At 71.5% G+C, this 13,250-nt stretch carries 12 protein-coding genes; 6 read left to right on the forward strand and 6 right to left on the reverse strand.

From position 1 onward, the window contains the following. Positions 1-181 precede the first annotated feature (181 nt). Positions 182-544: a cupin domain-containing protein gene (locus E1292_RS45500; protein WP_132606014.1), complete on the reverse strand. Its 363-nt coding sequence runs from the start codon at positions 542-544 to the stop codon at positions 182-184. An 81-nt stretch (positions 545-625) separates the two neighbouring features. After that, positions 626-1,174, reverse strand: a complete 549-nt coding sequence (locus E1292_RS45505) for a dihydrofolate reductase family protein (protein WP_132606015.1) — start codon at positions 1,172-1,174, stop codon at positions 626-628. A 472-nt stretch (positions 1,175-1,646) separates the two neighbouring features. Here E1292_RS45505 and E1292_RS45510 point away from each other — a divergent pair, with 472 nt between their 5' ends. Then, positions 1,647-2,117 (forward strand): pyridoxamine 5'-phosphate oxidase family protein, encoded by a 471-nt coding sequence (locus tag E1292_RS45510; RefSeq protein ID WP_132606016.1) that lies wholly within the window; start codon positions 1,647-1,649, stop codon positions 2,115-2,117. Positions 2,118-2,157: 40 nt separating this feature from the next. Here E1292_RS45510 and E1292_RS45515 read toward each other — a convergent pair whose 3' ends face one another. Beyond that, positions 2,158-2,919, reverse strand: coding sequence for an SDR family NAD(P)-dependent oxidoreductase (locus E1292_RS45515; protein WP_132606017.1), 762 nt, complete (start codon positions 2,917-2,919; stop codon positions 2,158-2,160). An 11-nt stretch (positions 2,920-2,930) separates the two neighbouring features. After that, entirely contained in the window at positions 2,931-3,482 is a 552-nt protein-coding gene (locus tag E1292_RS45520) for a MerR family transcriptional regulator (RefSeq protein ID WP_165975081.1), read from the reverse strand. Positions 3,483-3,532: 50 nt separating this feature from the next. On the opposite strand from E1292_RS45520, the gene E1292_RS45525 reads away from it, so the two are divergent. Continuing rightward, a complete protein-coding gene (locus tag E1292_RS45525) occupies positions 3,533-4,186 on the forward strand; it encodes a class I SAM-dependent methyltransferase (protein WP_132606019.1) in 654 nt (217 codons plus the stop codon). An 82-nt stretch (positions 4,187-4,268) separates the two neighbouring features. Here the strand turns inward: E1292_RS45525 and E1292_RS45530 are convergent, their stop codons facing one another. Beyond that, complete coding sequence (locus tag E1292_RS45530; RefSeq protein ID WP_132606020.1) at positions 4,269-4,631, reverse strand: DUF488 domain-containing protein; 363 nt, start codon at positions 4,629-4,631, stop codon at positions 4,269-4,271. Between the two features lie 428 nt (positions 4,632-5,059). Here E1292_RS45530 and E1292_RS45535 point away from each other — a divergent pair, with 428 nt between their 5' ends. Then, entirely contained in the window at positions 5,060-7,429 is a 2,370-nt protein-coding gene (locus E1292_RS45535; RefSeq protein ID WP_132606021.1) for a HelD family protein, read from the forward strand. 67 nt (positions 7,430-7,496) lie between these two features. Here the strand turns inward: E1292_RS45535 and E1292_RS45540 are convergent, their stop codons facing one another. Further along, the gene (locus E1292_RS45540) at positions 7,497-7,961 is read right to left on the reverse strand and encodes a MarR family winged helix-turn-helix transcriptional regulator (protein WP_132606022.1); all 465 of its coding nucleotides are present in this window, start codon (positions 7,959-7,961) and stop codon (positions 7,497-7,499) included. A 105-nt stretch (positions 7,962-8,066) separates the two neighbouring features. Here E1292_RS45540 and E1292_RS45545 point away from each other — a divergent pair, with 105 nt between their 5' ends. From E1292_RS45545 to E1292_RS45550, 3 genes are all read left to right on the forward strand, one after another. Further along, positions 8,067-11,384 (forward strand): efflux RND transporter permease subunit, encoded by a 3,318-nt coding sequence (locus E1292_RS45545; RefSeq protein WP_132606023.1) that lies wholly within the window; start codon positions 8,067-8,069, stop codon positions 11,382-11,384. Positions 11,385-11,489: 105 nt separating this feature from the next. Continuing rightward, a complete protein-coding gene (locus tag E1292_RS54585; RefSeq protein WP_246090818.1) occupies positions 11,490-11,954 on the forward strand; it encodes an SPFH domain-containing protein in 465 nt (154 codons plus the stop codon). Further along, a partial coding sequence (locus E1292_RS45550) for a potassium/proton antiporter (RefSeq protein WP_246090820.1) occupies positions 11,843-13,250 on the forward strand: 1,408 nt, incomplete at its 3' end. The genes E1292_RS54585 and E1292_RS45550, both read left to right, overlap by 112 nt.

Below are 13,250 nucleotides of genomic sequence, written 5' to 3' on the forward strand. Positions count from 1 at the left end.
GGGATGGTACGGGTCCGGGCGGCGTGGTACGGGGTTGGCCGTTGCCGCTTTCGGCCTCGTACGGCGCTTTTGTCGTGGTCCCGTACCGTGTGTCCGGCCCGTCCTTCGCGAGATGTGACGCCCTCCACCGGCGCGGGCGCCGGTGGAGGGCGGGCCGGAATGTGGCGGTGAAGCGGTGCGATCAGCCGCTCCTGGCCTTGGCGTAGTCGGCGGCGCCGCCCGCGAAGTCGTAGACGATGGCCGGCTGGTCGCCGACGACCCAGGCGTCGTGTCCCGGCGGGCAGACGAAGACCTCGCCCGGTCCCACTTCGGCCTCGGTGCCGTCGTTCATGCGGATGCGCAGGCGTCCCTCGGCGACGAACCCGTTGTGGTGGACCTCGCACAGGTCCGTCCCCGCGATCGGCTTGACCGAGACCGACCAGCGCCAGCCCGGCTCGAACGTGGCGACGCCGAAGGTGAGCCCGCTGAGGTTGCACACCTCCAGGTGGCCCATCGGGAAGTCGCGGCGTTCGTCAGGCTTGTCGATGCTCTTGACTTCGATCATGACGTTCCCCCTTCCGTCAGGTCCAGTCTTACACCGCCGACCTGCCGTCACAAGCCGCGTGAGCTGGGCAAACGCCGGGCTTCAGCCGGAGGGCCGGTCGACCCGGTAGGTGGACTGGACGACGCCCGCGCCGAAGACCTGCGTCGACACGTGGACGAGCGGGACGTCACCGCCGACCGGGCCGAAAAGGGGCAGCCCGGTGCCCAGCAGCACCGGGACCGTCGTGAGGGTCATCTCGTCGATCAGCCCGGCACGTAGGAAGGCGCGGATCACCTGGCCGCCGTCGACGTAGACGCCCTTGGCGCCGCGCTCGGTCAGGTGCCGCAGGAGCGCGTCGAGGTCGCGGTGAACGGTGACGCGGGGGTCGGCGCCCTCGGGCAGGGTGCTGCTGAGCACGGCGACGTGCTTGTCCTCGTGCGGCCACGGATCGTAGGTCAGGCCCGGTTCGTACGTGCCGCGGCCCATGACGACGGTGTCGATGTCCCTGATGAACGCGTCGTAGCCGAGGTCGTCGCCGGCGGCCTCGCCCCGGCTGGTGAGCCAGTGGAGGTCGCCGTCCTCGCGGGCGATGAACCCGTCGAGGCTGATGCCGATGAAGACCGAGCAGGTGAACGGGCGGCGGGTGGTCATGGAGGTCTCCCGTTAGTAAACGCAGGTTCGTTTACTAACGTACTGAGGGCGGCCGGGTTTGCCAAACCGGGCGCCGTCAAGGTCTGGCCAGGGTCCTTGCTGGCCGGCGTGCGACCTGGTGACCGCGTCACCGCTGGTTCGTGCGAATCCGCGTCACCGGTCGTGCGTATCCGCGCGGTGCGTGCTAGTCCTGGCGGCCCGCGAAGGTGGCGACCCGCCACGCTGCCGTGGGCGGCACGTGCGCGTGCAGAGGGGGCGCGGTTCGGCTCCCTGCCTGGCGCGGTGGAGGCGGCCGGGTGGAAGAGGATCGTGGTCGGCGTCGATGGACGCCCGGATCGCGCCCCCTGGTGACGCCCGGGGCGCAGCATGTCACTGAGCTTCGGCGCCTGGCCGATCAGCCGAGCGGCGGGCGGTCGCCATATGAGCCTGATCGCAGCCGATTCTGTCGGTGCCGTCGTCCATGATGGCGTCCATGGCTTCCTGGCAGGAGTTCGAGCGGCAGGCACCCGACCTGGCGGGGGTGGCGCGGCGGCTGATGGAGGGCTGCCGGCACAGGGTCCTGGCGACGCTGCGCAAAGACGGCTCGCCGCGGGTCAGCGGCATCGAGACGAGTTGGCGCGACGGCGAGTTGTGGGCGGGTTCGATGCCGCGCGCCGTCAAGGCTTTCGACCTGCGGCGCGATCCGCGCATGGCGATCCACGTCGCCTCGGCGGAGCCCGACATGGAGGACCCGTCGGCGTGGGAGGGCGACGTGAAGCTCGCCGGCCGCGCGGTGGAGGTCACCGACGCGGAGGTGCTGGAGGCCTTCGAGCTGCCGGATTCCGACTCTCACCTGTTCCGGATCGAGCTGACGGAAGTGGTGTGGACGAGGGTCGAGGGCGACGAGATGGTCATGGACGCCTGGCACGAGGGGGCGGGGGTGCGGCAGATCCGCCGGAAGTAATCTACAAAGTAAAGGCGCCGGGTCCGGACAACACCCGGTCTCAATGCACCGAGAACCCGCCGTCGACGAAGAGCATCTGGCCGGTGACAAATGCGGAGGCGTCACCGGCCAGAAACACCGCGGCCCCGGCGAAGTCCTCGGGCAAGCCGTTGCGGCCCGTCATGTGGCGGGCGGCGAGCGCCTCGACACGTCCCGGCACGGCCTGGGCGGGTTCGGTCAGCGGCGTCAGCACGAATCCGGGGATGATCGTGTTGACGCACACCCCGCTGGCCGACCACGCCTCGGCCTGGGAGCGGGTCAGCCCGGCGAGGGCGGCTTTGGCCGCGCCGTAGACCCCGCTGTCGCCGAAGGCGCGGATCGACTGCTGGGAGCCGAGGTTGATGATGCGTCCCCAGCCGCGGCCCGCCATCTGAGGGCCGAAGTGCTGGCCGAGCAGGTACGGCGCGGTGAGGTGCACGGCCAGGGTGCGCTCGTAGTCGTCGACGGTGAGCTCGGCCATGGGCCTGCGGATGTTGTTGCCGGCGTCGTTGACCAGGATGTCGATGGTGCCCGCGGCGGCGCAGACGCGCTCGACGTCGCCACGGTCGCCGAGGTCGGCGCTGATCGAGGAGGCGGTGACGCCGTGCTCGCGCAGCCGGGTGACGGCCTCGTCCAAGGGGCCCTGTCTGCGGGCGACCACCACGACCTCGGCTCCGGCGCGGCCGATGGCCTCGGCGATGACGTACCCGATCCCGGAGCTGCCGCCGGTGATCAGGGCGCGCCGGCCGTGCAGGGAGAACAGCTCGCGCAGATAGTCCGACATGGAGCGCCAAACTAGCATCCCGGCTCGGAGGGTCTGAGGCTTGGGTGGACCATGATCGTAGGCCGTTCCGGTCTCACGGCCTCATCCGTGATGTACGCGTCCCCCGTAGGTGGGCCGTCCGTCTCGACGGCATGGTCAGGCGAGTGAGCCCTTTCGTGAGCCTCTTCGAGAGGAGACCCCGCCAGGAGCGCCGCGATCCCCCTGGCGAAGGTGGGGCACTCGGAGATGTCCTCGTGCGGGCAGGCCAAGCCGTGGACGATGGCAGTGCGTGCCACCTGAGCCTGGGCGATCCGTTGATCCAGCTCGGTGAGCTTGCGTCGGTACAGCTCCCGCCAGCCGTCGCCGGCCGGCGAACGAGCCGTGATGAACGCCTTGACCTCCCGCAACGTGAAGCCGACACCTCGCAGCACTATCACCAGGCCGACCTGGCCGACCGCCGATGGCGGGTAACGCCGTTGGCCTGAGACCCGGGCCGGCGCCGGCAGCAGGCCGAGCTCCTCCCAGTAGCGCAGAGCGGAGGTGGCGACGCCGGTGCGGCTCGCCAGCTCGCCAATCGTCAACACCTGCTCGCCCATTTGACTTCAAGCGTACTTGAAGCCGTTGACTGGCGATCATGCAGACAGCAGGGACATCTCTCAAGCAACGTGCGATCAGAACATTGGTACGCCAGGCGCACCAGCCCAGGGGCATCGCCGGGCGGGCGGTCGGGTGGATGTTCGCTCACCGCCCCTCCAACCGGCAGCGCAACCTCTGGGCGGTGTCGTTGCTGGACGTGCAGCCCGCCGACCGGGTGCTCGAGATCGGCTTCGGTCCGGGGGTCGCCATCGCCGGGCTCGCCGCGCGCGCCACCCGGGGCCACGTCTTCGGCGTCGACCACTCGCAGGTCATGGTGCGGCAGGCGGCCCGTCGCAACGCCGCCGCCGTCCGCGCCCAGCGCGTGCACCTCACGCACGCCTCCGTGGAGCGGTTGCCGGGCTTCGGCGATCCGCTCGATGCCATCCTCGCCGTCAACTCCGTGGGGCTCTGGCCCGATCCGGTGGAGCGGCTCCGCGAGCTGCGCCGGCTGCTCCGCCCCGCAGGACGCATCGCGCTGGTCAGCCAGCCCCGCTGCCCCGGCGCCACCCGGGACACCACGGCCCGGGCCGCCCGAGAGCTCCAGGACCTGCTCACCCGGGCTGGTTACGCCTCTCTGCGGGTCGAGACCCTCGAGCTCGACCCGCCCGTGGCCTGTGTGCTCGCCAGAAATCCGAGCGGCACGCCATCATGACCGCCGCTCCTGGCGCATCGGTCGAGATCCGCGCGAACCGGGCGGAAAGCCTCAAGGGCGGTGGGATCGCCCGCTGCGCGGCCTACGTGCCGAGCACGTCGGCGAGCACGGCCGCCTGGCTGATCTCGGGGCGCCGGGTCGAGGTGAGCAGGGTGAGCGGCCGGTCCGCGGCGAGTTCGCGCAGGTGGGCGAGGGCCTGGGCACGTTCGGGGCCTTCCAGCTCGCTGCGGTAGCGGCGGGCGAACTCCTCGAAGCGCTCGGGGTCGTGCGCGTACCAGGTGCGCAGTTCCGCCGAGGGCGCGACCTGCTTGCACCATTCGTCGAGGTGTGCCCGGTCTTTGGCCATACCGCGCGGCCAGACCCGGTCGACCAGCACCCGGGTGCCGTCATCGGCGGTCGGCTCGTCGTAGACGCGGCGCACGCGAATCGTGGTCGTCTCCGCCATCGTCGCCTCCTCACTCACGACGATACGGGGTGCCGCAGACCAACGTCGCGCCAGCCGCCGAACGGTCCTGAGCTGCGGGATCTTCGCACACCCGCCGCGCAGCCCCGCACGGCGGTGGCACGCGCTCCACGCTTGCTCACGGTGTCCGGACCTGTGCCCTGGGGGCGAGTGCGGTCACTACGGCCGCGGCCTGGAGCAGTCATGTTCGTCGGGCCACGAGGAGGAGGGCCCCTTGCCCATCGCGGAAGTCGGCGCGTGATCGAGTTCGGCGGCCCGTGCCACGCCGGTTACCGGCTCCCCGGCACACGCCTGCGAGGGAGGCGAGGGCGCGAAGGGGTTTGCGCGCGAGGGCACGGCGGGGTTAAGCTCGAATGCTGCCTTACCTAGCATGAGCGTCTACAGCCCTCCCGTTAGGAGTATACCACCGAATGACTAATCGTCAAGATGGTTTCGCGCAAGCCCTTGACAGCGAGCAGCGTGCCGTGTCGTGGCTGTACGGCCGGCTCGACGCCGCCCGGCAGCGGGCGGAGGAGGCACTGCGCACGGCATACGGCCGGGCGACGGGCACCCGCCAGGCGATGGTCGAGCGCGAGGCGATGGCCTCGGAGCAGGCGCGGCGGCTGGCCCAGCTGAACGCGGTCGAGCGGGGTCTGTGTTTCGGCCGCATCGACGACGGCTCCGGGCAGAGCACGTACATCGGCAGGATCGGCCTGCGTGACGAGGAGCACGAGTCGGTGCTGATCGACTGGCGGGCGCCGGCGGCCCGGCCGTTCTACGTGGCCACCGCCACCGATCCCGGCGGGCTGGTGCGCCGCAGGCACCTGCACCTGAAGGACCGCACGGTGGTCGGCATCGACGACGAGGTGTTCGACCTCGACGGCATGAGCGACGGCGACCGGCGCACGCTGGTGGGCGAGGCGGCGCTGCTGGCGGCGTTGCGCCGGGGGCGGACGGGCCGGATGGGGGACGTGGTGGCCACCATCCAGACCGAGCAGGACCGGGTGATCCGCTCCTCGCTGCAGGGGGCACTGGTGGTACAGGGCGGTCCTGGCACCGGCAAGACGGTGGCGGCGCTGCACCGGGCGGCGTACCTGCTCTACACCCACCGCGACACGCTGGAGCGGCGCGGGGTGCTGGTGGTGGGCCCCAACCCGATGTTCCTGCGCTACATCAGTCAGGTGCTGCCGGCGCTGGGCGAGACGCAGGTGGTGATGGCCACGGTGGGGGAGATGTTCCCGGGGGTGCGGGCGTGTGCGGCCGACTCCCCGGCCGCGGCGGTGGCCAAGGGCGATCCGCGCATGGCCGAGGTGGTGGCCGGGGCGCTGGCGCTGCGCCAGGCGGTGCCGGACGGCGATCTGGTCGTGGAGCTGGACGGGCTGCGGTTGCGGGTGCCGTACGAGGTGTGCGCGCGGTTGCGCGAGCGGGCGCGGGCGGTGCGGCTGCCGCACAACATGGCGCGCAAGCTGTACGTGAGCGAGCTGCTGAAGGAGCTGGCCAGGGCGGAGGCGCGGGCGCTGGAGGAGTCGCTGCACATCGAGGAGCTGGAGGTGGAGGGCGATCCGGAGCTGAGCGAGCCGCTCGATCTGGAGGCCGATCTGGACGAGATCGATCTGGAGCTGGCCTCGCGGCGGTTGTGGGGCGAACCGGAGATCCGGCGCGCGGTGGACGGGCTGTGGCCGGAGCTGACGCCGCATCGGCTGATCGACGACCTGCTGTCGTCGGCGGAGACGTTGCGGTCGGTGGCTCCGCCGGGCCTTGCCTGGCAGGAGCTGGTACGCCCGCCCGGCTCCGCCTGGACGCCGGGCGACGTGCCGTTGCTGGACGAGGCGGCCGAGTTGCTGGGCGAGGACGACTCGGCCCGGCGGATGGCGGCCAGGGAGGCCGACCAGGAGTGGGCCGAGCAGGAGCGCTACGCCCGGGAGGTGCTGGAGTCGACGGGCGTGGCCGAGCAGGGCATCTTCGAGCGCGCCGACGTGCTGGCCGAGCGGCACGCCGACGACGGCTCGGGCCTGACCACGGCCGACCGGGCGGTGGCCGACCGTTCGTGGGCCTACGGGCACGTGATCGTGGACGAGGCGCAGGAGCTGTCGCCGATGGCCTGGCGGATGGTCATGCGGCGGGTGCCGGCGAAGTCGCTGACCGTGGTGGGTGACCTGGCGCAGACGGGGTCGGCGGCGGGGGCGCGTTCGTGGGGGGAGGTGCTCGACCCCCATCTGGAGGGCCGCTGGCGGGTGGAGCGGCTGCTGGTGAACTACCGCACGCCGGTGGAGATCATGCGGGTGGCGGCGGACGTGCTGCGGGCGTTCGCGCCGGAGCAGGAGCCGCCCGAGTCGGTGCGGTCGGGCGGGGCGGAGCCGCGGGCCGTGCGCCTCACGGCGGCGGATCTGCCGGCCGATCTGCCGGCGCTCGTGGAGGCGGAGCTGGCGGAGGTCGGCGCCGAGATCGGCCCGGAGATCGGCGCGGGGAACGGTGCCGAGATCGGTGCGGAGATCGGTGCGGAGATCGGCGCGGGCCGGGTGGGCGTGGTGACTCCGGACGCGCGGCACGCCGAGGTGGCGCGATTGTTCCCGGAGGGGGAGCTGGAGGCGCCGGTGGTGGTGCTGACGGTGGGGCAGGCCAAGGGGCTGGAGTTCGACGCGGTCGTGGTGGTGGATCCGCAGGGCATCCTGGACCAGTCGCCGATGGGCGGGCAGGACCTGTACGTCGCGGTGACGCGGGCGACGCGGCGGCTGACGGTGGTGCACGAGGGTGAACTGCCGGACGTCCTGTCCCGGATGGCCGAGAAATCTACTTTGTAAAGGCGGTGGCCTGGCACAACGATCCTGACGTCCCGGGCCGCATTCCCGGCGACGAGCCCCGCGACCGCTACTGCCGGCAGGTCTCGTTGCCCGGGGTGAGCTTGGCGGCGACCTCGTGGATGGTGCGGGTGACGTGGTCGAGGGCGCGCAGCGTCTCCAGGTCGAGGTGGTCCATGATGCGGCGGTAGTGTTCGTGGCCGGCGTTGTTGATCTCTTCGATGAGTGCGGTGCCCTCGGGGGTGAGCTCGACGCGGCGCACGCGCCGGTCGTGGGGGTCTTCGTGCCGGCTGGCCAGGCCCTGGGCGACGAGGCGGTCGACGATGCCGGTGACGGTGCCGAGGCCGACGCCGAGCGCGTGGGCGAGGTGCTGGCCGGAGGAGGACCCGTTGATCGCCAGGAGCATGACGACCTTGAGCTGTCGCATGGTGAGGTTGGAGGTGAACAGGGGGGAGTGGTGCTGGGCGAACAGTCGCCCGAGGCCACGCTGGGTATCGGTGATCCGGTGGATCAGGTCTTCGCGTTCGCTGCTCACACTCACCTCTCGCCTTCCTGAGAAGGTTATCAGGAAGTCTCGGCCTGTCTAAATATTCGTATCAGGCGAAGTGTTAGTCTGTGGCGAACTCTTGGAGGGGAGCCCATGACCGCTTTCGCCCGGTTGAGCCTGGTCAACCGCAGCCTTGTGATCCTGATCGCGGTGGTGCTCAGCGCGTTCGGCGCGTTCGCCATCCCTCAGCTGAAACAGCAGTTGCTGCCGTCCTTGTCGTTCCCCGGCGCGTTCGTGGTGGCGCCGTTCCCCGGCGCCTCGCCCGAGATCGTCGAGGACCAGGTCACCAAGCCGATCGAGGACTCCTTCCAGGGGCTCGCCGGGATGGAGCAGATGACCTCGACCTCGAAGGAGGGCCTGGCGCAGATCCAGGTGGCCTTCGAGTACGGCACCGACGTCGAGTCGTCGGTGAACAAGATGCAGCAGGCCATCAACCGGGTGACGTTCCCGGAGGGCGTCGAGCCCCAGGTGGTGGCGGGCAACACCGATGACATCCCGGTGCTGGTGCTGGCGGTGGGCGACGGCGGTGACGAGCGGTCGATGGCCGACAAGCTGCGCCGGATCCTGGTGCCGGAGTTGCAGGGCGTCGAGGGCGTGCGCGAGGTGTCGGTCACGGGAACCCGCGAGGAGGTCGTGACGATCGAGCCTGATGCCGAGAAGATGGCGCTGGCGGGGGTGTCGGCGGCGCAGATTCCCGAGGTGCTGAGGGCGAACGGCACGCCGATCCCGGCGGGGACGCTGACCGATGACGGCAAGGCGCTGACGGTCCAGGTGGGTTCGCGGGTCGACTCGGTGTCCGAGCTGGAGAGCCTGTACCTGACGCCCGCCCAGCCGGCGGCGACCCCCCAGCAGGCCCAGCAGCAGCCCGGCCGGCCCCAGTCTCAGCAGCAGGGTCGTCCCCAGGGCCAGCAGCAGAGCCAGGCGCAGGGTCAGCAGCAGGGCCGTCCCCAGGGCCAGGCGCAGGGTCAGCCTGATCAGGGGGCGGTCGCGCAGCAGCCGGTCAGGCCGAAGCCGCTCAAGCCGGTGAAGCTGGGTGACGTCGCCGAGATCAAGCGTGGCCTGGCGGAGGCGACGACGCTCACGCGTACGGACGGCAGGACGAGCCTGGGCGTGGCGGTGACGATGACGCCCGACGGCAACGCGGTGGCGATCTCGCACGACGTCCGGGAGAAGCTGCCCGAGCTGACCAGGGCGCTGGGCGACTCGTCGGACACGGCGGTGTCGGTGGTGTTCGACCAGGCGCCGTACGTGGAGGAGTCGATCGAGAGCCTGACCACCGAGGGCCTGCTGGGTCTGGTGTTCGCGGTCCTGGTGATCCTGGTGTTCCTGCTGTCGGTGCGGTCGACGCTGGTGACGGCGGTGTCGATCCCGCTGTCGGTGGTGATCGCGCTGATCGTGTTGTGGGCGGGCGACTATTCGCTGAACATGCTGACGCTGGGCGCGCTGACGATCGCGGTGGGCCGCGTGGTCGACGACTCGATCGTGGTGCTGGAGAACATCAAGCGGCATCTCGGTTACGGCGAGGCGAAGCTTCAGGCGATCTTGACGGCGGTGCGCGAGGTGTCGGGGGCGGTGACGGCTTCGACGCTGACCACGGTGGCGGTGTTCGCGCCGATCGCGATCGTGGGCGGCATGGTGGGCGAGCTGTTCAGCCCGTTCGCGATCACGGTGGCGGTGGCGTTGCTGGCCTCGCTGGTGGTGTCGCTGACGGTGGTGCCGGTGCTGGCGTACTGGTTCCTGAAGGCGCCCGCGCTGACGCCGGAGCAGGCGCGCAAGCAGCGTGAGGAGGCCGAGGCGAAGGAGCTGCGCTCGCCGCTGCAGCGGTCCTACCTTCCCGTGCTGCGGTTCGCGACCCGTTTCAAGCTGGTGACGGTGCTGATCGGGGTGGCGGTGTTCGTCGGCACGATGGGGCTGGCCGGCGGGCTGCAGACGAACTTCCTGGACGCTTCGGGCCAGAACACGATCTCCCTGTCGCAGCGGATGCCGGTGGGCACCGATCTGAAGACGACCGACCAGGCGGCGCAGAAGGTCGAGGAGGTGCTGGCCGGCCTGGACGGCGTGGAGACGTACCAGGTGAACGTGGGCGGCGGAAACGCGATGTCGGGCGGGGCGGTCGGCGGCGGCGCGGACCGGGCCTCGTACTCGGTGACCCTCGAGGAGGGCGCCGACACCGTGAAGATCGAGCAGGCGCTGCGCGACGGGGTCGCGGGCCTGTCGGGGGTCGGCGAGGTCACGGTGGGCGCGCAGGCGGCCGGGTTCTCCTCCGACACGATCGACGTGATCGTGCAGGCTCCCGACGCCGAGGAGCTGCGTGCGGCGGCCGACACGGTCGCGGCGGCGATGGGCGAGGTCTCCGGGCTGAAGGACGTGTCGTCCGACCTGGAGTCGAGCGCGCCGCGGGTCGAGGTCGTGGTGGACCGGGAGGAGGCCGCCGAGCGGGGCCTGTCGGAGGCGCAGGTGGGGCAGGCGGTCGCGCAGGCCTTCCGCGGCGCGCCGCTGGGCCAGATCACGCTGGACGGGCGGGCGAGCGACCTGGTGCTGCGCGGGGCCGACGCGCCGGACGACGTCGAGGCGATCGAGGATCTGAAGTTGCCGACGCCCGCCGGGATGGTGAAGTTGTCGTCGGTGGCCGACGTGCGGGAGGTGGCCGGGCCGACGCAGGTGACCAGGATCGACGGTGAGCGGTCCGCGACGGTGTCGGCCAAGGCGGACGCGGCCGACCTGGGCAGCGTGACGCAGGCGCTGACGACGAAGCTGGACGGGCTGACGCTGGCCGCGGGGGTGTCGTACGAGATCGGCGGGGTGTCCGCCGACCAGGCCGACGCGTTCGCCGACCTCGGCATGGCGATGCTGGCGGCGATCGCGATCGTCTTCCTGATCATGGTGGCGACGTTCCGCAGCTTCATCCAGCCGGTGATCCTGCTGGTGTCGATCCCGTTCGCGGCGACGGGCGCGATCGGGCTGCTGGTGGCCACGGACACGGCGCTGGGCGTGCCGGCGCTGATCGGCATGCTGATGCTGATCGGGATCGTGGTGACGAACGCGATCGTGCTGATCGACCTGATCAACCAGTACCGGGATCAGGGCATGGGCGTGGTGGAGGCGGTGATCGAGGGCGGCCGGCGCAGGTTGCGGCCCATCCTGATGACGGCGGTGGCCACGATCTGCGCGCTGACGCCGATGGCGCTGGGGGTGACGGGTTCGGGCGGTTTCATCTCGCAGCCGCTGGCGATCGTGGTGATCGGTGGTCTGATCTCCTCGACGCTGCTGACGCTGGTCCTGGTGCCGACGTTGTACGTCGTGGTGACGCGCAAGCGCGACCGGGGGGCGGGGCCGGGGCCGGCGAGCCATCGGGTGCGTGCGGACGCCGACGGCGCGGGGACGCAGGATCTGGCCGGTCATCCGGCGTAAGGTCGCGGGGGTCGGCGTGCCCGGCCGGGTTCCAACCCGGCCGGGCACGCCGTCGTCTGAGGGACGCGCTCGCGTCTACAGGGTGGCTCCCCTCGGGAATGGGTGGTGCACCGGCTGGGACGGGTCGCCGGCGTGCGCGGGCCCGGGCTGGTGGTCGTGTGGCCCGGGGTGGAGCGCGCGGTGCGGGTGTCGTTGCGGTTGATGTGCCTGGACCTGTTCTGTGCCGGGGCGGTCACCCGCGATGGCGTGGCGGTGCGGGTCAAGGCCGGCGCCGTGGCCGAGGTGAGCGATCCGGTCCGGTTCGCGATGGCGATGGACGGGCCGCTGGCGGCCGCCACGGTCGTCGCCGAGAGGGAGTTGCGCCGCCAGATCGCCGAGGTCGATCTGGCGGACCTGCCGGCGATGATCAGCCGGAGCGGCGCGGAGACGGCGGAGCGGATCAGCGAGGCGACCGGCCGGTGGGGTGTGCGCGTCACGCTCCTGGACGTCGACGATGTCCAGGTGCCGCTGCGGGGCGAGCTCATCGCGGCACCTCGGCCCTGGCGATCATCCTCATCGAGGGCGGCCTGAGCACCAGGTGGACCGACCTGCGCCGGCTGGTGCTGCCGTCGGCGCTGCTGGCCACGGCGGGCGTCGCGGTCAGCGTCCTGGTCACCGCCGCGGGCGCCCACTTCCTGCTGGGCATGGACTGGCAGCTGGCGCTGCTGCTGGGCGCGATCGTGTCCTCCACGGACGCGGCCGCGGTGTTTTCGGTGCTGCGGTCGCTGCCGCTGCCGCGCCGGGCGGCGGGCCTGGTGGAGGCCGAGTCCGGGTTCAACGACGCTCCCACCGTCATCCTGGTGCTGGTGTTCAGCGCCGCCGCCGCTGACCTGCCCGGCCCGGCCGCCGTGGCGGGGCAGGTCACCTACCAGCTGGTGGCGGGGGCGGTGATCGGGCTGCTGATCGGCTGGGCGGGGACGGCGGCGCTGCGCTACGTGGCGCTGCCGGCCACGGGCCTGTACCCGCTGGCGACCCTGGGGCTCGGCGTGATCGCGTTCGCCGCGGCCGGCGGCGCGGGCGCGTCCGGTTTCATGGCCGCCTACCTGGCCGGCATCGTGCTCGGCAACGCGGTCCTGCCGCATCGCGCCGCCACGCGCTCCTTCGCCGAGGGCGTCGGGTGGCTGGCGCAGATCGGCCTGTTCGTCATGCTGGGCCTGCTGGTCGACCCGAGCGAGCTGGGCGGCGCGGTGCTGCCGGCCATCGTCGTCGGCCTGGTGCTGCTGCTGGTGGCCAGGCCCGTGTCGGTGGTCGCCTGCCTGCTTTTCTTCCGTTCGGGCTGGCGGGAGCAGGCGTTCATCTCCTGGGCGGGACTGCGGGGTGCGGTGCCGATCGTGCTGGCCACCTTCCCCATCGTCGCGGCGGTGCCCGGCAGCCAACAGCTGCTGAACATCGTGTTCGTGCTGGTGGCGCTGTTCGTCCTCGTCCAGGGGCCTGTGCTGCCGGCGGTGGCCAGGCTGCTGGGCATCACCCAGCCCGGCCAGACCAGGGAGGTGACCATCGAGGCCGCCCCGCTGGACGTGCTGGGCGCCGACCTGCTCACGCTCACCATCCCGCCCGGCTCCCGCCTGCACGGAGTGGAGATCTTCGAACTGCGCCTGCCTGCGCCGTCGAACGTCGTGCTGATCATCCGTGACGGCGACACCATCGTCCCCGAGCCCGTCACGTTGCTGCGGGAGGGCGACGACGTGCTCATCGTCACCACCAGCGCCGCCCGTGTGCAGGTCGAGCGCCGCCTGCGGGCGGTCGCGCGGCGCGGCCGGCTGGCCCACTGGTACGGCGAGCGCGGCGACACCGACCCCGACCCCGACCCCTGTCTCTTATACACAG

Source organism: Nonomuraea deserti, assembly GCF_004348685.1.
GTDB classification, from domain to species: Bacteria; Actinomycetota; Actinomycetes; order Streptosporangiales; family Streptosporangiaceae; genus Nonomuraea; species Nonomuraea deserti.